Genomic DNA, 22,667 nt, shown 5'->3' on the forward strand with positions numbered 1-22,667 from the left:
GCCTAGCGCTCCCCGGCGCCGCCCACGAACCAGCGCAGATACGGATTGTCGCGGCTGGCGCGCGCCAGCGCCGGCGCATGGCTGGCCCAGGCCTGCCGGTCGCCCTGGTAGGCGGCCAGGGCGCTGCGGTACAGCAGGTCCAGTTCGGCGCGCGCGCGGGCGATCTCGGCGGCGGCGATGACGCCGTCGTCCTGCACGGGCGGCGCGCCGCGCAGCGCCATCAGGGCCGGCAGCGTGCGCGTCACTTCGCGCGGCCGCACCCAGCCGGCGTATTCGATGGCGGGCCGGTCGTCGGTCACCGCCGGCGTCTGGCCGGCAAAGCGCGCCAGCCCCGCGCGGTCGGTGACCCAGGTCGCCAGCAGCGCGGCGGGCGAACCCACCCCTACCTCCGACAGCGCTTCGCTCACGCCGGGCTGGGCGTAGCGCGCGGCGATGCGGGCGGCGTCCAGCGGTAGGGGCGCCAGCGAGCCGACCAGCAGCATTTCGTGGAATTCCGTGGTCCACAGCGTGGCGTGCGGGAAGACCTCGATGAAGCTGGCCACCAGCGCGCGCGTGTCGTCCAGGTTCTGCGTGGGCAGCGGCAGCCACTGCGCGACGATGCCGTACATGTTCAGCCGTCGGGCGGCCAGCGCGTAGAAGTCGCGCGAATAGAGGTTGACCACGCCGGCGGCCGACGGCGGCGGCGGCTCCAGGGTGATGAGGTCATAGCGTTCGGAGCTGGCCAGCAGTTCGCGCCGCCCGTCGCGCAGCCGCACTTGCAGCCCGGGGTCGCCGGCCGCGCCGTAAGTGCCCCGGAACAGCGGCGCGGCGTGCAGCACGCCGGGCAGCAGTTCCGCCACCACGCGCTGGCGCAGGCCCGGATAGCGCGACAGCGCGCCGGCCGTGATGCCGGTGCCGTAGCCGATCACCAGCGCCGAGCGTGGCTCGCCGGCGTGCACGATGAGCGGCAGCAAGGCCTGCAGCCGCATGTAGCGCAGCGAAGGCATGGCGTCGCCCGAATTGGAGACGCCCTGGATGTAGAGGCGGTGGAAGCGCTGTCCGCCCTGCCCGCTTTCCACCACCGCCACCGTGCCGCCATGGTTCTCTTCATAGAACAGCAGCTTGCCGCCCTGGGCGCCCGGCAGCAGCCGCGCCAGGTGGGACGCGGGCAAGGTCCAGCCCAGGATCAGCACCCCGCCGGCCAGCGCCGCCACCAGCGCCCGCGCCATCGCGGCTGGCGCCGGCGCGCGCCACACCGCCAGCGCGCCCACGCAGCAGGCCGCCAGCGCCAGCAGCACCAGGGCCCGCACCGTGCCCAGGTACGGCAGCAGCACGAAGGCCGTCAGCGCGGTGCCGGCGATACCGCCCAGCGTATTGCCGGCCAGCACCGCGCCGGCGCCCTGGCCGCGCCGCTCGGGCGGCACGGCGATGCGCAGCACGGCCGGAAACGCCGCGCCCAGCAATAGCGTGGGCGCCAGCACCACCACGGCCGCGGCCACGGCGAAGCGCGCGCTCATGCCGGCCAGGCCGCTGGCGGTCCAGTCCGCCACGGCCGCCTCGGCCACGCTTTGCGCGGCCACCAGCCAGCGGCCCAGCAAGGCCGCCTCGACCAGCGCGGCCACGCCGGCGCCGGCGATCAGCAGGCCGAACACGCGCCACGGATCGCCCAGCCGGCGCTCCCAGCGGGCATACAGCGCCGCGCCGCCGGCCAGGCCCGCCAGGTACACCGCCAGCACGATGGAGAACGCGAACGCGCGCGTGCTCATGAAGGGCACGATCATCTGCGACCACAGCACCTCGTAGCCCATGGCGATGGCGCCGGCCACGCTATACAGCCCGATGGCCAGCCGGGCGCCGGGCGACCACGCGGCGCCGGGCGCCGGCGCCGCCACGGCCTGCTCCGTTTGCGCGGCGGCGCCGCGCCGACGGTCCAGCCAGCAGGCGCCCAGCGCCGCCAGCAGGTTCAGCCCGGCCGCCGCCCAGGCGCTGCCCTGCACGCCCAGCGCGGGAATCAACAGGAAGGCCGGCAGCAGCGCGCCGGCGATGGCGCCGCCCGTATTGGCGGCATACAGCGTGGCGCCGGCGCGGCCCACCCGGCCCGCGCCGGCCGCGCGCAGCAGCACCGGCAAGGTGCCGCCCATGAGAAACGGCGCCGCGCCCACCAGCAGCAACACCGCCAGCCAGGCCAGCCAGGGGCTGTACTGCTCGCCCTGCACGAAAAGCGGCGCGGCGCGCGCCAGCACAAGCGTGACCGCCAGCGCCAGGACCGCCACGCCGGCCTCGATGGCCGCGTACAGGCGCAGGGGGCGCGGGCTGCGGTCGGCCCGGCGTCCCAGCCACCAGCCGCCGGCCGCCAGGCCCAGGAAGAAGGCGCTGACCGCCAGCGCGATGGCGTGCACTTCCACGCCCACGATCAGCGACAACTGCTTGATCCACAGGATCTGGAATATCAGCGCCGCCGTGCCGGACAGCGCCAGCAACAGGGCCGGCGCCCACAAGCCGGCCAGCGGCCGCGCCTGGGCGCGCGGCGTCGCCGCCGCGCGCCCGGCCCGCAGGGATGTACTGCTCATGTCGTGTGATCCGGGAAAGACATGCCCATGGAGTCCGCGACGCAAGCGGGCGCGGGGCCTGCCCGCGCCCGCCCGCGCCTACTTGCCCTGCTTTTGCTTCTGCTCTTCGAAGTACTGCATGATCTTGCGGTCCACCTCTTCCTGCACCTGGTCCACGCTGAAGCTGGCCGGGCGCTGGCTGGGCGGCCACTCGACGAAGGTCTCCAGGAACTCCGAGGCCTTGGCCGAGCCGATGAAGGCCAGATAGGCGTTCTTGGACAGCCAGTCGTAGTACTGGTCGGAAACGATGTCGGCGCGCTCGTAAGGGTCCATCCTCAGGTTGAACACCTTGGGCACCCGCAGGCACACGAACGGATCCTTCCACACGTCGAAGCCGCCTGGCGCACGCTGTTCGCAGAACACGATCTTCCAGTTCTCCATCCGCATGGCGACCAGCAGGCCGTCGTCGTTGAAGTAATAGAAGTCGTTGCGCGCGCTCTTGTCGCTCTTGCCGGTCAGGTAATCGAGCTGGTTGTAGCCGTCCAGGTGCACCTTGTAGTCCTTGCCGCCATTGCCGGCGCTCCAGCCCTTGAGCAGCTTCTCCTTGATGTCGCTATCGCCCGCCGCGGCCAGCAGCGTCGGGAACCAGTCCAGCCCGGACACCATGCCGTTCTTGGTCACGCCCGCCGGAATATGGCCGGGCCAGCGCACCATGGCGGGCACCCGGAACGCACCTTCCCAGTTCGAGTCCTTCTCGTTGCGAAACGGCGTGGTGGCGGCGTCCGGCCAGCTGAACTGGTTGGGTCCGTTGTCGGTCGTGTAGACGACGATGGTGTTGTCGGCGATGCCCAGGTCGTCCAGCTTCTTGAGCAGCTTGCCGACATCCTGGTCATGCTCCCACATGCCGTCGGCGTAGTCGTTGCCGGGCATGCCGCTCTTGCCCTTGTGCTCGGGCCGGATATGCGTATAGATGTGCATGCGCGTGGTGTTCATCCACACGAAGAACGGCTTGTCGCCCTTGCCGTGCTTGTCGATGTAGTCCAGCGCGGCGCCCACCGTTTCGTCGTCGATGGTCTCCATGCGCTTGGAGGTCAGCGCGCCGGTGTCCTCGATCTTGCCGTCGGCGCTGGCCTTGATGACGCCCCGCGGCTTGTAGGCCTTGATGATCGGATCCTTGGGATCCTTGGGCCAGTACGGCCGCTCGGGCTCTTCCTCGGCATTGAGGTGATAGAGGTTGCCGAAGAATTCGTCGAAGCCGTGCTTGGTGGGCAGGTATTCGTCGCGGTCGCCCAGGTGGTTCTTGCCGAACTGCGCGGTCACGTAGCCATGCGCCTTGAGCGCCTGCGCGATGGTGATGTCGCGGTCCTGCAGGCCCACGGCGACGCCGGGCACGCCGACCTTGGACAGGCCGGTGCGCCGCGGCGACTGGCCGGTGATGAACGAGGACCGGCCCGCCGTGCAGCTGTTCTCGGCGTAGTAGTCCGTGAAGATGATGCCCTCCTTGGCGATGCGGTCGATATTGGGCGTGGTGTATCCGACCACGCCGCGCGTATATGCGCTGATGTTGGCCTGTCCGATATCGTCGCCGAAGATCACCAGGATATTGGGCGGTTTGCCGGAGGCTTGCGGCTTGGCCGCCTCGCCCTGGGCCTGTGCATGCGCGCCGGCCGCCATGGCCAGCCCTCCGGCGGCCACCAGCGCCGCCGTCAACCATCGTCTTGCATTCATGACTGCTCTCCTCGCCCGACAGGGCCTTGTGCCGCCAAGTCAACAAACTTCAGGGTTGTTCGAATGCGTATACGCGCTTCCACTCTGTCTTCATGTCCACCACGGTCCAGTCCTGCCGCCGCGCCTCGTCCAGCGCGCGGTCGAGCCGGCCGATCCTGGAATCGCGGTCATAGGCCCACTCGCGCTGCGCGTCGGTGTGATGCACCAGGCCGGCAAAACGCTTGCCATCGCCGGCCGCGGTCCATTGCAGCATCTGCAGGTCGCCGTCCGAATTGCCGAACGCCAGGATCGGGCGCCGGCCGATGTAGCGCTGGATCGCCACCGGCTTGCCCGGCCCGTCGTCGTTGAACTCCAGCTTGCCGTGGCGCCACAGCGTAGGCTCGCCGTCGCGCACGCCATAAGTCGTGACAAAGCTGGAGCCGATGACCTGCTCGGGCGGGATGCCATAGGCCTGCTGCGCCCAGGGCCGCATGAACTCGGTCTCGCCGCCGGAGACGATGTAGGTCTTGAAGCCATGGGCGCGCAGGTAGTCCAGCAGTTCCCGCATGGGTGCGAAGGTCAGCTCCGTATAGAGGCGGTCGAAGCGCGGATGGCGCGCCGTCGAGGCCCAGTACCTGACGCTGCGGGTGAAGGTGTCGGTGCTCATGTCCGTGTGCGTGGCGCCGACGATCTTCATCAGCGCGGCATCGCCGCCCTTGGCCAGCGTCGCGTGGTCATCCTCGAGGGCGGCCTTGAACGGCTGGCGGCGCGCCCAGTCCGGATGACGCGGCGCCATGCTCTTGACGCGATCGAGCGCGAACAGCATCTGGAAGTACATGGGCTGCTCGCTCCACAGCGTGCCATCGTTGTCGAACACGGCGATGCGCTCGTCGGCGGCGACGAAATCCGGCCCGCCGGAGCGCGTGACCGCGCGCACGAATTCGACGATGGCCGTACGCGACGGCCCGTCGTTCCAGGACGGCAGCTCGTCGACGGACGCGGCCTGCTGGCGCGGCGCCGCGCAGGCGGCCAGCAACAGCGCCATGGCGGCCGCGCCCAGGCGCGCCGTCCAGCGGCGCCAGCCCTTGGTCATATGTCTGTTCATCGTCAGCTCCTTGGGCGCGCGGCGCGCGCGGGGTTGAGAACCGCAGGCAGTCCATGCGGCGGCGCGGCGGCGCGGCGCGCCCGCCAGCTGCCGCGCCACTGCCGCGTCGCCATGCCCAGGCGGGCCCGCCAGCCACTGCGGGCCGGCGCACGGCCGTAGGCATCGCGCAGCGCGGCGGCCGCTGCGCGTTGCGCCGGCTCGTCCAGCGTCGCCGTGGCGCCGCGCATATCGGGCGCGCCGCCGGCCAGCGCCAGCCAGCGGTAGAACGCGCTCAGCGTGCCGCTGTCGCGTCGCGCCTCGCGGCGCCAGGCGCGCCAGTGCCAGGGCTCGCCGGCCCGGCGCCGTGCGCGCAGGCGCTGCGCCGCCGCGCGCAGCCGGCGCAGGCCCAGGCGCCACCAGGGCCAGCCCAGCCAGAGCGCCAGCAATGCCAGCGCGCCGCCGCCGGCCCAGGCCAGCCAGGCCGCCGGCAAAACCCAGCGCAAGCCGTGGCGCAAGCGGGCCAGATCGTCGGCCAGCGAGAACGGCGGCGCGGCGGCCGGCGCGGCCGCCACCGTGAAGGCCCGGCCTGGCAGCGTCTGGCGCGGCGCCCCGCCGGCGCCCTCGCCCCAGGCCAGCGTGACGGGCGGCAGAGTCAGCTCGCCGGCCTGCTCGGCCACGTAATCGGCGCGATCGATGCGTTGCCCGCCCACGAAACCGCCACGGCCATCGGTCAGCGTGGTCACCTCCGGTTCGCGCGCATAGCGCTTGAAACCCGGCGCATCGGCCAGCGGCGCCGGCGGCAGCAGCATGGCCTGCATCCCTTCGGCGCGTTGCGTAATGCTGCGCGTCACCCGGCCGCCTGCCACCAGCGGATCCGGCGCCAGCGCGAAATCCTGCGACACCGTCAGCGTGCCGCCGGGCGCCGGCTGTCCGCCCGCCGCGCCGCCCACCGTGAACGACAGGGGCGCGCTGCTGGCGCTGGCCGGCGTCCTGCCCGGCCCCACCTCGGCGCTGACGGCCAGCGCGGGCACATCCACCCGGCCCGCGGCCGTGGGACTGAGCAGATAGGTATAGCGCAGGCCGCTGTATGCCACGCCATCGTGCTCGTCGCGCACCAGCTCGCCCTCGCCCGACGGCGGCGTCACCATTACCCCCGGCAGCGTCAGCGCGGGCAGCCGCGGCGGCTGCGTGAACCAGGTGGTGGTCATCACGTCCAGCTCCAGGCGCAGCGTGGCGCCGACCTGCGCCTGCGCGCCCGCCGCCAGGCGCGCGCTCGCCCGCAGCGGCGGCGCGTCCTGCGCGCGCGGCGCGCCGGCCAGCCCCAACGCCAGCAGCGCCGCGCAGGCAAGTGCGGGCCAGCGTCTCATGGCCGCGCTCCGGCCGCCGCGTCCTCGGCGGCGAACTTGCCGCGCAGGAAACGCGCCGGCGACAGCGTCACATTGCGCAGCCAGGCCTCTTCCGAGCCGGCCTGCGCCACCGGCACCTGGCTCAGCTTGCCCGCCTGCGCGGTCCGGTCGGCGATCGTCTGGTCCGGCGGCTCGGCCGGCTGGTCCTGCTGCGTCTGCGCCATGGCGGCCAGCAGGCGCGCCACGATGCCGCGGTTCACCAGGGCCGGCTGCCAGCCCGGCCTCAGCGCCAATGCCCGGTCGTAGGCCGCCAGCGCGGCGTCGTACTGATGCAGGCGAGTCTGGGTATTGCCGAGATAGAAATAGCCCTCGGCGCTGGGCAGGGTCGAGAATGCCGCCAGCGCGGCCTTGTAATCGCCCGCCTCGTAGGCCGCGCGCCCCTTCCAGTACGGATCATGGAAATGCCGCGCCGCGTCGTCGTAGCGCCCGTGCTCGAAAGCCCAGCGGCCCTGCTGGTCGGCGGTCAGGAAGGCATCGGCCAGCGCATCGGCGCGCGCCGGCGGCGGCATGCCGGCCATGGCGACGACCAGCACGCCGGCGCTCCAGGCCACGCTCCAGCCGCGGCGCACCGCCAGCAGGGCCAGCAAGGCCAGCGGCCAGCACAACCAGTACCCGGCGTCTTTCCAATGCACCGGCCCGGACTGCGCGTCCTGCACGGCGCGGAAATGCGCCTGCGCATGCAGCGCGATCCAGTCCTGGTCGTCCGGCCCGCCCGTCAGGCTGCCCAGCGCCGCGCCGGCGGCGCGCGCCAGATCCTGCAGGGCCTGCGTGTCGATGCCGTTCACGCCCACCGCCATGACCAGCACCTGCATGTCGCGCGCGGCCTGGGCCTGGCGGCGCACGGCGTCCATGCGCGCGTTGTCGGCGCCGTCGGTCAGGATCAGCAAGGTGCCGCCGGCGCGCTCGGCCGCCAGGGCCTGCGCGGCCAGTTCGATCGCGCCGTCGGCGTCGCGGCCCGCGCGCTCGATCAGGCCGGTGGCCAGGGCCTGCGCGAACAGATCCAGCAAAGCCGCGTCGTCGGTGGGCGGCAGCACCAGGTGGCTGCTGCCCGCATAGGCGATCAACCCGGTGCGGGCGGCCGCGCGCCGCGCCGCCAGGTCGCGCAACACGCGCCTGGCCGCTTCCAGCCGCGTGGGCGGCACGTCCGCGCTGTCCATGGAGGCGGACAGGTCCAGCGCCACGATGAGCGGCGCCACGTTGTCCAGATAGGCCGGCTCGTCGCGCTGCCACGCGGGTCCCGCCGCGGCGATCCCGCCCAGCGCCAGGATCAGCGCCAGCGCGTCGATGGGGCGCGGCCCGCGGCTGCCCGGCGTGCGCAGCACCAGGTACGGCAGCAGCGCCGGCGCGATGCGCAGGTCGCGTCCGGGCGCGCCGCGCTCGCCGCGGCGCGCCCACCACAGCAGCGCCGCCACCGGCACGGCCAGCAGCCACCACGGACGCAGGAAATGGAAGGCGCTCAGGTCTATGTCCATGCGTCCTCCCGGCGCGGTCGCCGGTCCGGGCGCCTCGCACGCCAGGCGGCCAGGGCCGCCCCGCCATGCCACAGCGCCAGCAAGGCCAGCGCCGCGCCCAGCGGCATCCAGAAATCCTCGCGCTTGGGCTGGTGGCGCAGCGTGCGGACTTCGTGCGGCGTGATGCGGTCCAGCGTCGCGTACACCTCCTGCAGCGACGCCCGGTCGTGGGCGCGGAAGAAACGCCCGCCGGCGATGCGCGCGATGTCGCGCAAGGCGTCGAAATCCACCCGGTCCTCGCCGGTGGCGGCCGGGTCGCCGATGCCGATGGTGTGCACCACGACCTGGTGCCGCGCGGCCAGCTCGGCCGCGCGCGCCGGCGGCACGGCGCTGGCCGTGTCATTGCCGTCGGTCAGCAGGATCAATACCTTGTCGCGCTCCCTGGCGTGATCCAGCATGCGGATGCCCAGGCCGATGGCATCGCCCAGCGCGGTGTTGGGCCCGGCCATGCCGACCGCCGTGTGCCGCAGCAGCAGCCGCAGCGCGGCGTGGTCGCGCGTCAGCGGAGCCTGCGGGTACGCGCCGGTGCCGAACACGATCAGCCCCAGCCGGTCGTCGGGCCGCTTGTCGATGAAATCGCCCACCACCGCCTGGACCGCCTGCCAGCGCGACGCCGGCCGGCCCTGCGCATCGCGGAAATCCTCGCTGTCCATGGACTGCGAGATATCCACGGCCAGCAGGATGTCGCGCATGGGCTCCACATGCGTGAGCGGCGGCTCGACCCATTGCGGACGCGCCAGCGCCAGCACCAGCAGCAGCCATACGGCGGCGTTCAGCCACAACTGGGCCCGGCCGCGCTGCACGCCCGGGCGCGTGGGCGACTTGCCGGTCAGCGTGGCCATGGTGTCGAAAAAAGGCAGGCGCAGCGCCTGCCGGCCCTGCACATAGGCCGGCAGCCAGCGATAGGCCGCCAGCGCCAGCGGCGCGGCGGCGAGCAGCCACGGATATTCAAGCCGCCACATGATGGCTCTCCATCCAGCGGCGGCTGGCCGCGAACAGGCGCGCCAGCGCCGGCGCGTCCAGCGCCCGCACGGCGGCGTCCGGGGCATAGGCCAGCAGCGCCAGGATGCGCGCGCCGTCGTCCGGAAACACGGCGCGCCCGCCATCCTGCGCAAGGTGCGCCAGCCACGCCTGGCCGCCCAGCGGCGCCACGGCGGGCTGGCCGGCCGCCAGCGCGGTCCGCTTGAGCAGGCCCGGCAAGGCGCGCGCGGCCAGCGGATCGGCGGCCGAGGCGCGCGCCAGCCGCGCCAGCTCGGCCAGCGCCTGGCGCCGATACCGGTTGCGGCGCCGGTGGCGCCAGCCCGCGTAGCCGGCCCATGCCGCGCCGACCAGCACAAGCGCAGCCAGCACCGCCCAGCCCCAGGTCTGCGGCCAATACGGCACCGCCGCCGGCAGCGGCAGCTCCTGCAACTGGTCCAGGCCGGGCAGCGCATCGCTCATCGCCGTCCTCCCGTCTGCAGGCGCCCCAGCGCGCGGCGCAGTTGCACCACTTCGTCCTCGGCCGTGTCGATCGACAGCAGCGGCACGCGGCTGCGCCGCAGCAGGTCGGCCACCTCGCGCAGCCGGCCGCTGAAGAAATCGGCCAGCGGCTGGCGCTCGCGCTGCCGGCCCACGGCGATCTCCAGCTGCAGCTCGCCCTGCGTCACCACCAGCCGGCCGCGGCGCGGCAGGTCCTGCGCCATGGGATCGAACACCAGCATCGCCACCACGTCGTTGTGCCGCGCCAAGAGGCGCAGCGCGCGCAAGGTGTCGGCGTCGGCGCCGGCGAAGTCGCTCACGATGCACAGCAGGCAATCGTGCGGCGCATGCGCCAGCGCGCCGCGCAAGGCCCCATTCAGGACGGCGGCAGCCTGCCGCTCGGGCCGCGCCGCCGACAGGCTGGCGTTGGCGCGCGCCACTTCCGCCAGCAGCGCCTGCACCCGGTCGCGGCTGCGCAGCGGCTTGAACGCGCGCACGCCGTCGTCGTCGAACACCAGGCCGCCGACCCGGTCGCCGCCGCGATAGGCGGTCCAGGCCGCCAGCGCCGCCAGGCGGGCCGCCACCGCGCACTTGAAGGCGCGCACCGACCCAAAATACATGCTCATGCGCTGGTCCACCACGATCATCGCGGGCCGGTCGCGCTCCTCGGTATAGGCGCGCAGGTACGGCTTGCCATAGCGCAGCGAGGCGCGCGGGTCGAGCTGGCGCAAATCGTCGCCCGGCACGTAGCGCCGCAGCTCGGCGAAATCCAGCCCGCGGCCGCGCAGCCGCGATCCATGCTGGCCGGCCAGCACGCTGCCCAGCGGCGGGCCGGCGACGAACGACAGGCCGCCCACGGCCGCCTCCAGCGCCACCAGTTCGGGCAATGGCGGGTGGACAGGGTGGGCGGCGCGTGGCATCGGCGTTCCTAGGCGGGCACGGCCACGGTGTCCAGCAGCCGGTCGATGACCTGTTCGGCCGTGACGCCGTCGGCCACCGCGTCGTACGACAGGTGCAGGCGGTGGCGCAGCACGGGATGCGCCACCGCGCGCACGTCGTCGGGCGAACTGAAATCGGCCCCGGCCAGCCAGCCATGCGCGCGCGCCGCGCGGTCCAGCGCGATGGCGCCGCGCGGACTGGCGCCGATCTGTATCCAGCGGCCCAGCTCGGCGTCGTAGTCGGCCGGCCGCCGCGTCGCGTTGACCAGGTCCACGATGTAGCGGTCGACCGCCGGCGCCACATACAGGGCGGCCGCCGCGTCCCGGCAGGCGAACAGCTCGTCCTGGGAGAGGCGCGTCCCGGCGGCCGCGCCGGCCTGCGGCGCGGCGCGCAGCAGGGCCAGCATCGCGACCTCGTCGTCGGCGGCCGGATAGTCCAGCCGGATCTTCATCAGGAAACGGTCCATCTGCGCTTCGGGCAGCGGGTATGTGCCCTCCTGCTCGATGGGATTCTGGGTGGCCAGCACCATGAACAGCGGCGCCATCGGCCGCGTCACCCCGCCCACCGTGATCTGCCGCTCTTCCATCGCTTCCAGCAGGGCCGATTGCACTTTGGCGGGCGCGCGGTTGATCTCGTCGGCCAGCACCAGGTTGCCGAACAGGGGCCCCTGCTGGAACTCGATGCGCTGGCGGCCTTCGGCGTCCTGCTGCAGCACGTCGGCGCCGGTGATGTCCGAAGGCAGCAGGTCGGGCGTGAACTGGATGCGCCGCATGGTCGCGTCCAGGTGCGCCGCCAGCGCCTTGACCGTGCGCGTCTTGGCCAGGCCCGGCAGGCTTTCGAGCAGCACGTGGCCGTCGGCCAGCAGGGCCACCAGCACGTGGCGGATCACCGCCGCCTGCCCCAGCACCGCCGCGGACACGGCCTGTTCCAACGCCAGAATGCCATCACGATTGGCCATGCATGCTCCTGTGTGTGTCCGCGCAGCCTGCGCGGGCGGCCGGCGCGCGCCGGCTCAGCGGCTGGCGACGCGGCCCTGGCGGGCCTGGGCCAGCTTCCATTGCTCGGGCGTCATCACTGTCCGAAAGCCCAGATGCGACATGGGATTGAGCGGATCGGTGCCCCGCCGCGCGCTGGCACGGTAGCTGATGCAATAGGTGTCGCTGCACAGGAAGGATCCGCCGCGCGTCACCCGCTTGGGCGCCGAGGCCGGCACATTGCCGTCGTCCGGGTCGAAACTGTCGGCCGGACCGGCCGGATCGAGCGGAGGTTCGCGGTACTGGGCCTGGATCCGGAACGCATCGGCCCGGTACCAGTCGGCCGTCCATTGCCACACATTGCCGGCCATGTCGTAAAGGCCGTAGCCATTGGGCGCGAAGCTGCCCACCGGCGTCGTGCCGACCTGCACTTTCTCGTCCTTGACGACGGGAAACGGCTGCTGCTGGCGCGTATCCCAGATATTGGCCATCGCCTGGCCCTGCGGCAGCAGTTCGTCGCCCCAGGTGTAGGTGGCCTGCTCCAGCCCGCCGCGCGCGGCGAACTCCCATTCGGCCTCGGTCGGCAGGCGCTTGCCGGCCCAGCGGGCATAGGCCTGCGCATCCTCGTACGACACCTGCACCACCGGGTGGTCGTCCTTGCCGTCGATGCTGCTGCCCGGCCCTTGCGGGTGGCGCCAGTTGGCGCCGGGCACGAAGCGCCACCAGCGCGAATAGTCGCGCAACGAGACCTCGGTCTGGGTGCCCACGAACACCATGGCGCCGGGCACCAGCTGGCTGTCGTCCGGGCGCGGCGTGCCAGGCGGCAGCTGCGGCCGCAGATCTTCCCAGCGCGGCTTGCGTTCGGCGGTGGTGAGGTAGCCGGTGGCTTGCACGAAGCGGCGGAACTGCGCGTTGGTGACGTCGTGCACGTCCATCCAGAACCCGCTGACCCGCACCTGGTGCGCGGGACGCTCGTTGGGCTGCGACAGCTTGTGGTCATTGCCCATGAGGAACTGGTGGCCGGGAATCCAGGCCATGTCGGCCGGCCCCGTCTTGCCGTCGCCCAGCCTGACGGCGGGCTCCTGCGGGGCGTCGGACGTACCCGCCACATAGGCGCCGAGCGCGCCCGCGGCGCCGACGATAGCCACCATCGCCAATGCGATCTTCAGCTGCTGCTTCACTGCCCTTCTCCGTCACGCGTCTGAGAACGGAGCGCCCTACCGACCGGGCGCCATCGCCAACACGGTACCGCCAAGGCTTGCCAGATCCAGCTGAATGTCTCCCGATCCACGCCGGGAAGATATTCGACCTTGGCAGGATACCCAGTTTTGTTTTCACTTGTCATCAATTTTGGGGCAATCCGTAACCTCGCGCACTGGCTTGACGGTGCTGGGGAATCGGCAGAAACTCGGCGGGCGGGCAGCCAGCCAGCATGCATCCGCGGGTCAGCTCCTCATGCTCCGGATGCCATCCGCCGCCTGGCTGCTCATCCGTGCGGCATCCTGTGCAGCGAGCGTGGAGGCAATATGCGCAGCAGGTTTTCATGGCGTCTATGCAGCGCCGGCCTGGCCCTGGCGTTGGCCGGCCTGCCCGGCGCGGCGCGCGCCACCGAAGGCGCGCTGGGCCGGCTGGTCACGGGCACGACGGTGCAGCCCAATGCCGGTGTGGTATCGCCGCAACCCATTACGGTGCTGAGCCTGGGCCAGCTATACCTCGACGGCAGGATAGGCGGCAGCCGCGAAGTGCCGGTGGCGGGCAAGACCTCGCTGGGCCTGGACGCCGAAATGGCCCTGACCCTGGCCACGCTCATGAAGACCTGGGACACCGGCCCCGGGCGCTGGAACTTCGCCTCCAGCCTGACCGTCCCGTACCTGTGGCTCAAGACCACCGCTACGCTGGCCGGCGAGCGCGGACGCGCGGCGCAGGAAAGCGACATCGCGTCCAATCTGTTCGACCTGAACTTCACGCCCCTGATCGCCGGCTACCACTTTTCCGAAACCCAGCACCTGGCCCTGAGCCTGAGCATCTGGGCGCCGACCGGCAAGTACGACGCCGACGCGCTGGCCAACCCCAGCCTGAACAACTGGACCTTCATTCCGCAGGTGGCCTATACCGGCATGTTTCCCGAGCACGGCCTGCAGCTCGACGCCATGGCCAACGTGCAGTTCTATACCCGCAACACCGCCACCGACTACCGCAACGCGCCGATCCTCGGCCTGGAGCTGATGGGCCGCAAGCTGTTCAGCAACGACGTGGGCGCCGGCCTGATCGTCGGCACCCAGCAGCAGCTGGGGTCGGACAAGGGCCCGACGGCCGATCGCCTGAACGGTTTCAAGGGCCGCGACTGGGCGCTTGGCCCCATCCTCACCTACGACCGCAAGCTGGCCGACCAGCGCTCGCTGTCGTTCAGCCTGCGCTGGACGCCGACCATCAGCAGCACGCGCCGGCTCGACAGCGACAGCACCGTGCTGGGCACCGTCGCGCTGATCTTCTGACGCGCCGGGGCCTGGCCGGCTTTGCAGGCCGCCGCGCCGGCGGCGCGTGCGCATTCATAAAATATTCTGCTGAATCCATAAAAAGATTTGGTTTTGCCTGCCCGCCCGGGTCTGCCTTAATGTGCGCCTGGCGCGGGCGAGATCGTCGCCTGCCTTCAGTCACAACAACAAGATGGAGACTCGCATGCGATTGATACGCCGATTTGCCCATGCCTTGGCCGTGGTGGGCTCGGCTGGATTCATGGCCGCCCCGGCGGCCGCCAGTACCGGTACCTACCCCGACAAGCCGATTCATCTGCTGGTGGCGTTCTCCACCGGCGGCGTGCTCGACACGCTGGCGCGCACCATGGCCAGCGAACTCTCCACCCGCTACGGCCAGTCGATCGTGGTGGAAAACCGCACCGGCGCCAGCGGCAATATCGGCACCGACCTGCTGGCGCGCGCCAAGCCCGATGGCTACACCATCGGCATGGGCACCATCGCCACCCACGGCATCAATCCCGCGCTCTATGGCGAGCGTCTGCCCTACGATCCGGTCAAGGGTTTCACGCCGCTGGCCCTGCTGGCCGAGCAGACCAATATCGTGCTGGTCAACAACGACCTGCCGGTGACCTCGATCCCGACGTTGATCGAGTACCTGCGCGCCAACCCCGGCAAGGTCGCCTATGGGTCGGCCGGCAACGGCAGCTCGCAACACCTGTCGGGCCAGCTGTTCAAGCTGGCCGCCGGCGTGGAACTGTTGCACGTGCCGTATCGCGGCAGCGTGCCGGCGCTGACCGACCTGGTGTCGGGCCAGGTGCAGCTGATGTTCGTCGACGTGCCCGCCGCGCTGCCTTTCATCAAGAGCGGCAAGGTGCGTCCGATCGCGGTCACCGCCGCGCACCGCTCGTCGGCCTTCCCCGATCTGCCCACGGTGGCCGAGCAAGGGCTGGAAGGCTTCAACGTGCGCGCATGGTTCGGCGTGCTGGCCCCGGCGGACACGCCCGCGCCGATTGCCGAGAAGCTGTCGGCCGATATGATCGCCGCCGTGCAGCAGCCGGCCATCCGCGAGCGCCTGGAGTCCCTGGGCATGGACATCAAGACGCTCGATGGCCCGGCCTTCGGCCAGTTCATCCAGGACGAGATCGCCCGCTGGGACGAGATCGTCAAGCGCTCGGGCACCCGGCTCGAATGAACCATCGGGCCGGGCCGATGCGGCCCGGCCCTCACCAGGACACACTATGGGACGACTTTCGGGGCGCAACGCCCTTATCACCGGCGCGGCCGTCGGCATCGGCGCGGCCATGGCGCGCCGCTTCTGCGCCGAAGGCGCGAGCGTGCTGCTGGGCGATATCGATGTGGAGCGCGGCCAGGCCCTGGCCGCGGAGCTGGCCGCAACCGGCGCGCGCGCCCGCTTCGCGCGCCTGGACGTGACCGACGAGGACAGCGTGCGACAGGCGACGGCGCTGGCCGAGGCCGAGCATGGGCCGCTGCACATCCTGGTCAACAACGCCGGCGGCTCCAGCCTGAACGACCGCTCGGTGGTGGAGTTCGCGCTGGAGGAATTCTGGCGCGCCATCAACATCGACCTGCTGGGCACCGTGCTGTGCTGCCGGCATGCCATCCCGCGCATCGCCGCGGCCGGCGGCGGCGCAGTCGTCAACATGGGGTCGATCGCGGCCCTGCGCGGCCTGAAAGGGCGCGACGCCTACACGGCCGCCAAGGGCGGCGTGCATGCGCTCACGCGCTCGATGGCGGTGGAGTTCGCCGAGCAGCGCGTGCGCTGCAACGCCATCGCGCCCGGCGCCGTGCTGTCCGAGCGCATGGCGCGCTTCATCGATGAGGATCCGCGCGTCGCCGCGGCGGTATCGCGCCACCTGCTGGGCCTGCCCGAGCCCGACGAAATCGCCGCGATGGCGGTGTTCCTGGCCAGCGAGGAATCGCGCCACGTCACCGGCTCGATCTTCCAGATCGACGGCGGACGCGCCGCGGCCGCATAGGAACCGCGCCAAGGCCGCGCCGCGACGACCGGCGCGCGCCGCGCCCCGGCCCAGTAACCCTGAGCGCGTCACCGGTACTGGCCGATCCGCCCGCCGCCCTGCCTAGAATCGGCGAGAGCGTGTCTTTCAAGGGAGTGGCCTGCGGGCCGCGTCGATGCGGCGCTCCATCGTCCTTTCGGCGGACTACTTATGGTCGAGGCCATCGAGACGTTCCATTGGGGCGCCATATTCCAGATCGTTCTGATCGACATCCTGCTCGGCGGCGATAACGCCGTCGTGATCGCGCTGGCCTGCCGCAACCTGCCTCACAAGCAGCGCATCAAGGGCATCCTGTGGGGCACCGCCGGCGCGGTGCTGCTGCGCGTGCTGTTGATCGCCTTCGCGCTGGTCCTGCTCGACATCCCGTTTCTCAAGGCGCTGGGCTGCCTGCTGCTGGTCTGGATCGGCATCAAGCTGCTGGCCCCGCATGAAGATGCGCACGGCAACATCACCGGCGGCACCTCGGTGCTGGCGGCGATCCGCACCATCATCCTGGCCGATTTCGCCATGAGCCTGGACAACGTCATCGCCATCGCCGGCGCGGCCCAGAACGCGCAGGCCGACCACCAGCTGTACTACGTGATCTTCGGCCTGTGCGTGAGCGTGCCCATCATCGTCTGGGGCAGCACGCTGGTGCTCAAGCTGATAGACCGCTTCCCGCTGGTCGTCACCCTGGGCGCCGGCCTGCTGGGCTGGATCGCCGGCGGCATGCTCATCACCGACATCTTCGTGGTCGAGCGCTGGGGCGAGCCCGCGCCCATGCTGAAGCTGGCCGTGGAAGCCGCCGGGGCGCTGGTGGTGGTGGCGGCCGGCAAGTGGCTGGCGGCCCGCCGCCGCCACGCCCGCCCGGCCGGCGACGAATCGGCCTCCACCACGCCGGGCGGCTAGCCGTCCGAAACCGGCGCCGGCGCGGCCCGCACGGCGAACACTGCGTTGGCCTTGAGCATCAGCTTGTCTTCGACCTGCAGCAGGCAGGTGGCGTAGATGAGCCGGCGCCCCTGCTTGTCGATGCGCACCCGCGCCTGCAGCCAGTCGCCCGGCTTGACCGCGCTCAGGTATTCGACCGACATCTGCACCGTGACCACCGACGCCTGCGCCCGCCGCGAGATGCAGTAGCCCAGCGCGCTGTCGGCCAGCGTGGCCAGCAGCCCGCCGTGCGCAATGCCGTGCATGTTGGTATGCGGCGGCCCCACGCGCACGGCCAGCACATCGTCGGCCTCGCGCACGTAGAAGGCGCCTAGATCGGCCAGGTGGGCCATGAAGGGGCTGCCCGGTCGCCAGGGCGCGAAACCGTCGGGAATGGAATCGTTCATAAACAGGGATGGTTGGACGAATGCCATCCAGCGTACCACCAGCCCGGCGCGCCTGTGCTGGAGCGCACTGCGAAAATCGATTCCATTATTTTAATATACCTTATATATCATATAATTAAATTAATTTTTTAATCTTAATTATTTAAAGTGGTTTCGACATGAAGCCTTCTGCCATGCGATGGATCCGGCCAGTACACAGCGGGTGCCATATGGCGTGACGGAGCCACAAAATTATGCGAAAGGATGCATAATTTCTTCGTTAGCCGCTAAAATATGCTTCTATTCGCATAAAAAGTGACGCCACTTTCTCGAGAGGTGCCATGTTTTTATGCGTTGTATGACATTTTTTGCTCAGCCAGGGTAAATTTATGCTTTCTAACGCATATTTTTCGATGAAGACGCTGCCAGACGTGGGGGCGCGTTTCAGGACCTTGCGCAAACAGGCCCGCAAGACCCAGCGCGAGCTGGCCGCCGCGACGGGCATGCGCCAGGAAGCCATCTCCCGCTTCGAGGCCGGTTCGGCGAGCGACTTTTCGCTGAACAAGCTGCTGACGCTGCTGCAGGCCCTGGACCTGGAATTCGAGTTCAAGCCGACCGTGCGCCGTCCTGATCTCGACGATCTGCTGGCCGAGCGACGCGGCCGCCTGAGCGACGCCAAGGACCCGTCTTGAAGCTGAACGTCTTCGTCCACGGCACCCGAGTCGCCATCCTCGACAGCCCCGATGGCTTCCAGCACCGGCTGGCCTACCTGCCCGAAACGGACCCGGCCAAGTTCGCATCGCTGACGATGCCGGTGCGCGCCGAACCCTGGAGCTGGCCAACGCTGCATCCCTTCTTCCAGGTAAGCCTGCCCGAGGGATTTCTTCTCATGCTGCTCAAGGAACAGCTCGGCCCCCAACTGGGCGCCAAGCAGCTGGATCTGCTGGCCGTCGTCGGCCCGAACATGATCGGCCGCGTCCAGGTCAGCGCAGGCGAAACGCTCGAGCCCGCAATGGCGCTCGAGAGCCTGGATCCGCTGCTGCACGGGCCGGCATCGCAACAGGTCTTTCTGGAACTGATGGCCCGATACGCCGCCTCCGGCGTCTCGGGCGTGGTTCCCAAATTCCTTACGCCGGCAACCCAGGCTCTCTTTCGCAAGGGCACCATCGCCACCGAGCGGCATATCGTCAAGGGCAGCTCGGAGCATCAACCCTTCGTGGCCCTCAACGAGCATCTATGCATGACGGCCGCGCAAGGCACCGGTATCCCGGTGGCGCGCACCAGCGTGTCCGACGACGGACAAGTGCTGGTGGTCGAGCGATTCGACATCGATCCGGCTACGGACCGCCGCCTGGGCTTCGAGGACTTCTGCAGCCTGCTGGGCCTGTCAGCCGACGAAAAATACGAAAGCACCTGGGAGCGCGTGGCCCGCGTGGCCAGCGATTACGTGCGGCCGGAAGGACGGCTGCAGGCCCGCACCCAACTCGCGATCACGCTGCTGCTGAGTTTCGCTTTGGGCAACGCGGATTGCCACGCCAAGAATCTTGCCCTTCTCTATGACACGATCGACGACGTGCGCATCGCGCCGGTCTATGACATGTTGACGATTCTTGCCTACGACCGATATGCGGCCAATCCGCCCGGCATGGCGCTCGACGGCCGCAAGTCGTGGACCATGTCCAAGGCCCTGTGGCGTTACCTGCAGCAGCACCTCGGTTTCACGCCCGCTGCGCAGCGCGAGCTGGTCGACCGGGTGTGTTCGGCGATCGCCGACACCGTGCCGCGACTCAAGGCGCACATCCGCCATACGCCGGGTTTCGAGCCAGTCGGCTTGCGCATGCTGTGGGAATGGAACGAGGGGATGAAGAGGCTGAGCGAGCGCCGGCAGATCGCCGTTCCCGACTGGGTCGCATCGGCGCAGGACGAAGGATTGCCGCGGCCCGTGCCCGCCGCGCACTTTGCCGCCCCGCGCATCGGCGAATCGCCGCTGCTGGCGCCGCGCAAGCGCCGCCAGCGAGCGCGGCCGCCGTCCTGAAGGCCGCCTGGCTGTGAAGATTCGATAATTGCGCCGGCCAAGGCGCTGGCCATCAATATGAATTACTATTTATTCAATATATAACAATAAATTAGGCCTATTTCTTAACCTGATTTCTCAAAGGCGATTTGGAGGTCACGCCTGGGCGGCGAGATCGTGCCGCCGGGCCAGCAGCGGCAGCATGGCGTCGCGCGTCTGGTCCAGGTGCTTGAGCAGCACGCCCACGGCGCCATCGGCGTCGCCGTCGAGGATGCGCTGCAGCAAATCGTCGTGCTCGGTTTCGAGTTCGGCGGCCACCGCGGTCAACGGCAACAGCGCGCGCTGGTAGATGGCCGAAGCCTCTGCGAGCTGCCGCACCATTTGCAACAGCCGCGGGCTGCCGCAGGCGCGCATCATGACCAGGTTGAATTCTTCGTGGCGCGCCAGCCAGTCGGGATTCAGTTTCTGCGGATCTTCCGGCGAAACGATGGCGGTGCCGCCGAGGCGATGGTGGGCGGCCACCACGTCCGACTGCCAGTTCAGGTCGCCGCGCGCAATCGACTGGCGCAACGCCAGGCTTTCAACCACACCGCGTTGCTGGAAAAGATCCACCAGATCTTCCGCCGACAGCCCCCGCACCGCGAAACCGAACTGCGGCTGCAGCTCGACCAGTTGCTCGCCCGCCAGGCGATTGAGCGCCTCGCGCACCACATTCAGGCTGACGCCATGTTGTTCGGATAACTGGGAGACCTTGAGCCGCTGGCGCGGCGCGAATTGCCCGGTGAGGATCTGCTCGCGCAACTGCTCGTAGACCTCGGCATTGAGGGTGCGTCCGTTTTTCGCGTTTTTCATGATGTGGCTGATCGGTGGAGCGGCAATGGTAGCACATGCCGGGCCAACAACTGATTTTGAATACAAGTATGGATTCTACTGTTCGGGTTTACGATACATTGTTTTGATCCATTGAGATACATAGAATCCATTTTTATGTAAATCAACCATTTCAACGCCATGTCATTGCCCGACGGATACACGCTCAACCATCTTCCCTTCGAAGGCATCCCCTGCGCCTACCTGCGCGGCGGCAACGGTCCGCTGCTGTTGCTGGTCCATGGTTCGGGGCCGGGGGCTTCGAGCCTGGGCAACTGGCGCACGGTGCTGCCGGCGCTGGCCCGCCGCTTCGACGTGGTCGCCATGGACCTGGTCGGCTTCGGACAGAGCGGGCGCAAGCCGGCCGCGCCCTACTTCGACTTCGACATGTGGGTGCGCCAGGTGCGGGCCATGGTGGCGCACCTTGGCGGCGGCCCGATCGGCGTGGTCGGCCACTCGCTGGCCGGCGCCCTGGCGCTGACGGTGGCCAGCGACAACCCGGCGGTACGCGGCGTCGTGACCACCGGCACCATGGGCGTGCCCTTCACGCCGAACGACGCCACCCGCCGTACCTGGAAATGCCCGCGCAGCCGCCCGGAACTGGTGCAGGCGCTGCGGGGATTGATCCACGATCACGCCGTGATCGACGACGCCTACCTGGCCGTGCGCGAGCCCGTCATCTTCGCGCCAGGCTATGCCGACTATTTCGACGCCATGTTCGACGCGCCCCCCGCCACCTACATCGCGGCGGCCACCCTTTCGGAGCAGACCTTGCGCGGCATCCGCTGCCCGGTGACCTTGCTGCATGGCCGCGACGACACGGCCTTCCCGGCCGCCGCCTCGCGCCAGATCAGTGAAAGGCTGGCCGACGCCGACCTGGTGCTGCTGGCGGGGTGTTCGCACTCGGTGGCGTTCGAGCGGCCCGACGTTTTCCTCGCCATAGTGCTCCAGCGGTTCGGCGCACTTCCCTTCTCTCTCTGACTATCCCCATGAAAACAGGCTACGTACTCAAAGGCAGGGTCATAGACGGCACGCTCGGCCCGGCGCTGGAACAAGGCGCCGTCGTCACCGAAGGCGAACGCATCGCCTGGGTCGGCCCGCAAGCAGGCTTGCCGGCGCAGTATGCCGGCGACGGATTCGAGGTGGTGGACCTGCCCGGCCGCACCATCATGCCGGGCCTGATCGACGCCCACACCCATATCTCTTTCGGCGAATCGCGCTCGGAAGAAGAGAACGCGCTCTACACCCCGGTCGAGTTCCGCACCGCCAAGGCGCTGTGGTACGCCCGCAAAGTGCTGCAGGCCGGCGTGACCAGCGCCTTCGACGCGGCCACCAGCTACAACATCGCCCAGGCCGTGCGCGACGCCATCGACACCGGCATGTTCGAAGGCCCGCGCTTCACGGTCTCCGGCAAGCAGCTGACCAACCACCAGGGACTGGAGGACTCGTTTCCCAACGAAATGGCGTTCCCGCCGGGACAGAGCGCGGTGCTGGTCAAGACGCGCGACGATCTGGTCGAAGCGATCCGCTATCAGGTCAAGGACGAGGTCGACGCCATCAAGGTCTCGGGCTCGAACGACAACCTGATCACGCCGGACGCGCTGGGGTCCTCGGCATTCACCTATGAAGAATTCAAGATCATCGCCGACGAGACGCACCGGCTGGGACGCCTGTGCAGCGTGCATGCGCGCTCGCGCGACGCCGCGCTGTACGCCGCCCAGGCCGGTTTCGACAACCTCTTCCACGCTTCCTATATCGACGACGAAGGCATCGAGGCGTGCCTGAAGAATCAGTGCGTCATCACGCCCACGCTGACCCTGCTGGTCAACCTGGTCGAGGCCAAGCAATCGCACGCGGGGGCTTCCGGCGCCCAGGCCTTTCGCCACGAGATCGAAGCGGCCAGCGTGAACCTGAGGCGCGCCTACGACGCGGGCGTGCCCTTGCTGGCCGGCAGCGAAAGCGGCTGGTCGCCGGTGCCGTACGGGCACTGGCATGCCCGCGAAATGGAAATCTTCGTCAAGTTGCTGGGCCTGACGCCCCTGCAGGCCATCCACGCCAACACGCTGGCCTGCACGCGGCTGCTGGCGCGCCACGGGCACGAAGTCGGCAAGCTGGAGGCTGGCCGCCTGGCCGACGTGCTGGTGCTGCCGGGCAATCCGCTCGAGGACATCACCCTGCTGCAGCGCCCCAGCCGCTTCGACTACATCTTCAAGGGCGGCAAGCCCGTCGACCGCACGGCGCCGGCGCCACGCGTGCGCAAGTGGTACGAGCGCACCAAGATTTTCCTGGCGGGCGTCTACGAGTATGACCAGGAAAGCGCCAGCGGCCGCCTGGTGCAGTAACCCCCCTTTTCTTCCACCATTGGCCGCCG

Annotated in this window: 20 protein-coding genes; 8 read left to right on the forward strand and 12 right to left on the reverse strand. The window is 69.8% G+C overall.

The window, feature by feature from the left end:
• Window positions 1-2: 2 nt before the first annotated feature.
• From CAL11_RS10770 to CAL11_RS10815, 10 genes are all read right to left on the reverse strand, one after another.
• On the reverse strand, window positions 3-2,549 hold the full coding sequence (locus CAL11_RS10770) for a hypothetical protein (RefSeq protein WP_086092921.1): 2,547 nt from the start codon (window positions 2,547-2,549) through the stop codon (window positions 3-5).
• A gap of 78 nt (window positions 2,550-2,627) precedes the next feature.
• Complete coding sequence (locus tag CAL11_RS10775) at window positions 2,628-4,256, reverse strand: arylsulfatase (RefSeq protein ID WP_086092922.1); 1,629 nt, start codon at window positions 4,254-4,256, stop codon at window positions 2,628-2,630.
• 49 nt (window positions 4,257-4,305) lie between these two features.
• On the reverse strand, window positions 4,306-5,340 hold the full coding sequence (locus CAL11_RS10780; RefSeq protein WP_086094559.1) for an HAD family hydrolase: 1,035 nt from the start codon (window positions 5,338-5,340) through the stop codon (window positions 4,306-4,308).
• A gap of 2 nt (window positions 5,341-5,342) precedes the next feature.
• Entirely contained in the window at window positions 5,343-6,686 is a 1,344-nt protein-coding gene (locus tag CAL11_RS10785; RefSeq protein ID WP_086092923.1) for a BatD family protein, read from the reverse strand.
• On the reverse strand, window positions 6,683-8,197 hold the full coding sequence (locus CAL11_RS10790; protein WP_086094560.1) for a VWA domain-containing protein: 1,515 nt from the start codon (window positions 8,195-8,197) through the stop codon (window positions 6,683-6,685). Before CAL11_RS10790 ends, CAL11_RS10785 begins: the two co-directional genes overlap by 4 nt.
• Window positions 8,188-9,198: a vWA domain-containing protein gene (locus tag CAL11_RS10795; RefSeq protein ID WP_086092924.1), complete on the reverse strand. Its 1,011-nt coding sequence runs from the start codon at window positions 9,196-9,198 to the stop codon at window positions 8,188-8,190. Before CAL11_RS10795 ends, CAL11_RS10790 begins: the two co-directional genes overlap by 10 nt.
• Window positions 9,185-9,676 carry a DUF4381 domain-containing protein gene (locus CAL11_RS10800; protein WP_086092925.1) on the reverse strand — a complete coding sequence of 164 codons (492 nt, stop codon included), beginning with the start codon at window positions 9,674-9,676 and terminating at the stop codon, window positions 9,185-9,187. The genes CAL11_RS10795 and CAL11_RS10800 overlap by 14 nt, the downstream gene beginning before the upstream one ends.
• Window positions 9,673-10,614, reverse strand: a complete 942-nt coding sequence (locus CAL11_RS10805) for a DUF58 domain-containing protein (protein ID WP_086092926.1) — start codon at window positions 10,612-10,614, stop codon at window positions 9,673-9,675. The genes CAL11_RS10800 and CAL11_RS10805 overlap by 4 nt, the downstream gene beginning before the upstream one ends.
• A gap of 8 nt (window positions 10,615-10,622) precedes the next feature.
• The gene (locus CAL11_RS10810; RefSeq protein WP_086092927.1) at window positions 10,623-11,591 is read right to left on the reverse strand and encodes an AAA family ATPase; all 969 of its coding nucleotides are present in this window, start codon (window positions 11,589-11,591) and stop codon (window positions 10,623-10,625) included.
• A 54-nt stretch (window positions 11,592-11,645) separates the two neighbouring features.
• Complete coding sequence (locus CAL11_RS10815; RefSeq protein ID WP_086092928.1) at window positions 11,646-12,788, reverse strand: formylglycine-generating enzyme family protein; 1,143 nt, start codon at window positions 12,786-12,788, stop codon at window positions 11,646-11,648.
• 345 nt (window positions 12,789-13,133) lie between these two features.
• Here CAL11_RS10815 and CAL11_RS10820 point away from each other — a divergent pair, with 345 nt between their 5' ends.
• The 4 genes from CAL11_RS10820 (at window position 13,134) to CAL11_RS10835 (ending at window position 17,008) form a co-directional block, all read left to right on the forward strand.
• Entirely contained in the window at window positions 13,134-14,102 is a 969-nt protein-coding gene (locus tag CAL11_RS10820) for a SphA family protein (RefSeq protein WP_086092929.1), read from the forward strand.
• 184 nt (window positions 14,103-14,286) lie between these two features.
• Window positions 14,287-15,276, forward strand: coding sequence for a Bug family tripartite tricarboxylate transporter substrate binding protein (locus CAL11_RS10825; protein WP_033464184.1), 990 nt, complete (start codon window positions 14,287-14,289; stop codon window positions 15,274-15,276).
• A 46-nt stretch (window positions 15,277-15,322) separates the two neighbouring features.
• Window positions 15,323-16,081 (forward strand): SDR family NAD(P)-dependent oxidoreductase, encoded by a 759-nt coding sequence (locus CAL11_RS10830; protein WP_086092930.1) that lies wholly within the window; start codon window positions 15,323-15,325, stop codon window positions 16,079-16,081.
• A 189-nt stretch (window positions 16,082-16,270) separates the two neighbouring features.
• Window positions 16,271-17,008 (forward strand): TerC family protein, encoded by a 738-nt coding sequence (locus CAL11_RS10835; protein ID WP_086092931.1) that lies wholly within the window; start codon window positions 16,271-16,273, stop codon window positions 17,006-17,008.
• Here the strand turns inward: CAL11_RS10835 and CAL11_RS10840 are convergent.
• Entirely contained in the window at window positions 17,005-17,460 is a 456-nt protein-coding gene (locus CAL11_RS10840) for a PaaI family thioesterase (RefSeq protein WP_086094561.1), read from the reverse strand. The genes CAL11_RS10835 and CAL11_RS10840 overlap by 4 nt on opposite strands.
• Before the next feature lie 365 nt (window positions 17,461-17,825).
• On the opposite strand from CAL11_RS10840, the gene CAL11_RS10845 reads away from it, so the two are divergent.
• Together CAL11_RS10845 and CAL11_RS10850 are read left to right on the forward strand one after the other, a co-directional pair.
• Entirely contained in the window at window positions 17,826-18,104 is a 279-nt protein-coding gene (locus CAL11_RS10845; RefSeq protein WP_244172942.1) for a helix-turn-helix domain-containing protein, read from the forward strand.
• Window positions 18,101-19,447: a type II toxin-antitoxin system HipA family toxin gene (locus tag CAL11_RS10850; protein WP_086092933.1), complete on the forward strand. Its 1,347-nt coding sequence runs from the start codon at window positions 18,101-18,103 to the stop codon at window positions 19,445-19,447. The genes CAL11_RS10845 and CAL11_RS10850 overlap by 4 nt, the downstream gene beginning before the upstream one ends.
• A gap of 135 nt (window positions 19,448-19,582) precedes the next feature.
• On the opposite strand, the gene CAL11_RS10855 is transcribed toward CAL11_RS10850, so the two are convergent.
• Entirely contained in the window at window positions 19,583-20,278 is a 696-nt protein-coding gene (locus CAL11_RS10855; protein WP_086092934.1) for a GntR family transcriptional regulator, read from the reverse strand.
• Between the two features lie 159 nt (window positions 20,279-20,437).
• On the opposite strand from CAL11_RS10855, the gene CAL11_RS10860 reads away from it, so the two are divergent.
• Together CAL11_RS10860 and CAL11_RS10865 are read left to right on the forward strand one after the other, a co-directional pair.
• Entirely contained in the window at window positions 20,438-21,277 is an 840-nt protein-coding gene (locus CAL11_RS10860) for an alpha/beta fold hydrolase (RefSeq protein ID WP_086092935.1), read from the forward strand.
• Between the two features lie 8 nt (window positions 21,278-21,285).
• On the forward strand, window positions 21,286-22,638 hold the full coding sequence (locus CAL11_RS10865) for a metal-dependent hydrolase family protein (RefSeq protein WP_086092936.1): 1,353 nt from the start codon (window positions 21,286-21,288) through the stop codon (window positions 22,636-22,638).
• The last annotated feature ends 29 nt before the right edge of the window (window positions 22,639-22,667 follow it).

This window comes from Bordetella genomosp. 6 (assembly GCF_002119705.1).
In the GTDB taxonomy this organism is placed as follows: Bacteria; Pseudomonadota; Gammaproteobacteria; order Burkholderiales; family Burkholderiaceae_B; genus Bordetella; species Bordetella bronchiseptica_F.

What these genes read in the sequence shown, in the direction of transcription:
- CAL11_RS10830 (WP_086092930.1), top strand. Translation starts at nt 15,323, where the DNA reads ATGGGACGACTTTCGGGGCGCAACGCCCTTATCACCGGCGCGGCCGTC.
- CAL11_RS10845 (WP_244172942.1), top strand. Translation starts at nt 17,826, where the DNA reads ATGAAGACGCTGCCAGACGTGGGGGCGCGTTTCAGGACCTTGCGCAAA.
- CAL11_RS10835 (WP_086092931.1), top strand. Translation starts at nt 16,271, where the DNA reads ATGGTCGAGGCCATCGAGACGTTCCATTGGGGCGCCATATTCCAGATC.
- CAL11_RS10805 (WP_086092926.1), bottom strand. Translation starts at nt 10,614, where the DNA reads ATGCCACGCGCCGCCCACCCTGTCCACCCGCCATTGCCCGAACTGGTG.
- CAL11_RS10790 (WP_086094560.1), bottom strand. Translation starts at nt 8,197, where the DNA reads ATGGACATAGACCTGAGCGCCTTCCATTTCCTGCGTCCGTGGTGGCTG.
- CAL11_RS10855 (WP_086092934.1), bottom strand. Translation starts at nt 20,278, where the DNA reads ATGAAAAACGCGAAAAACGGACGCACCCTCAATGCCGAGGTCTACGAG.
- CAL11_RS10865 (WP_086092936.1), top strand. Translation starts at nt 21,286, where the DNA reads ATGAAAACAGGCTACGTACTCAAAGGCAGGGTCATAGACGGCACGCTC.
- CAL11_RS10860 (WP_086092935.1), top strand. Translation starts at nt 20,438, where the DNA reads ATGTCATTGCCCGACGGATACACGCTCAACCATCTTCCCTTCGAAGGC.
- CAL11_RS10780 (WP_086094559.1), bottom strand. Translation starts at nt 5,340, where the DNA reads ATGAACAGACATATGACCAAGGGCTGGCGCCGCTGGACGGCGCGCCTG.
- CAL11_RS10785 (WP_086092923.1), bottom strand. Translation starts at nt 6,686, where the DNA reads ATGAGACGCTGGCCCGCACTTGCCTGCGCGGCGCTGCTGGCGTTGGGG.
- CAL11_RS10795 (WP_086092924.1), bottom strand. Translation starts at nt 9,198, where the DNA reads ATGTGGCGGCTTGAATATCCGTGGCTGCTCGCCGCCGCGCCGCTGGCG.
- CAL11_RS10810 (WP_086092927.1), bottom strand. Translation starts at nt 11,591, where the DNA reads ATGGCCAATCGTGATGGCATTCTGGCGTTGGAACAGGCCGTGTCCGCG.
- CAL11_RS10820 (WP_086092929.1), top strand. Translation starts at nt 13,134, where the DNA reads ATGCGCAGCAGGTTTTCATGGCGTCTATGCAGCGCCGGCCTGGCCCTG.
- CAL11_RS10770 (WP_086092921.1), bottom strand. Translation starts at nt 2,549, where the DNA reads ATGAGCAGTACATCCCTGCGGGCCGGGCGCGCGGCGGCGACGCCGCGC.
- CAL11_RS10775 (WP_086092922.1), bottom strand. Translation starts at nt 4,256, where the DNA reads ATGAATGCAAGACGATGGTTGACGGCGGCGCTGGTGGCCGCCGGAGGG.
- CAL11_RS10800 (WP_086092925.1), bottom strand. Translation starts at nt 9,676, where the DNA reads ATGAGCGATGCGCTGCCCGGCCTGGACCAGTTGCAGGAGCTGCCGCTG.
- CAL11_RS10840 (WP_086094561.1), bottom strand. Translation starts at nt 17,460, where the DNA reads ATGGCATTCGTCCAACCATCCCTGTTTATGAACGATTCCATTCCCGAC.
- CAL11_RS10825 (WP_033464184.1), top strand. Translation starts at nt 14,287, where the DNA reads ATGCGATTGATACGCCGATTTGCCCATGCCTTGGCCGTGGTGGGCTCG.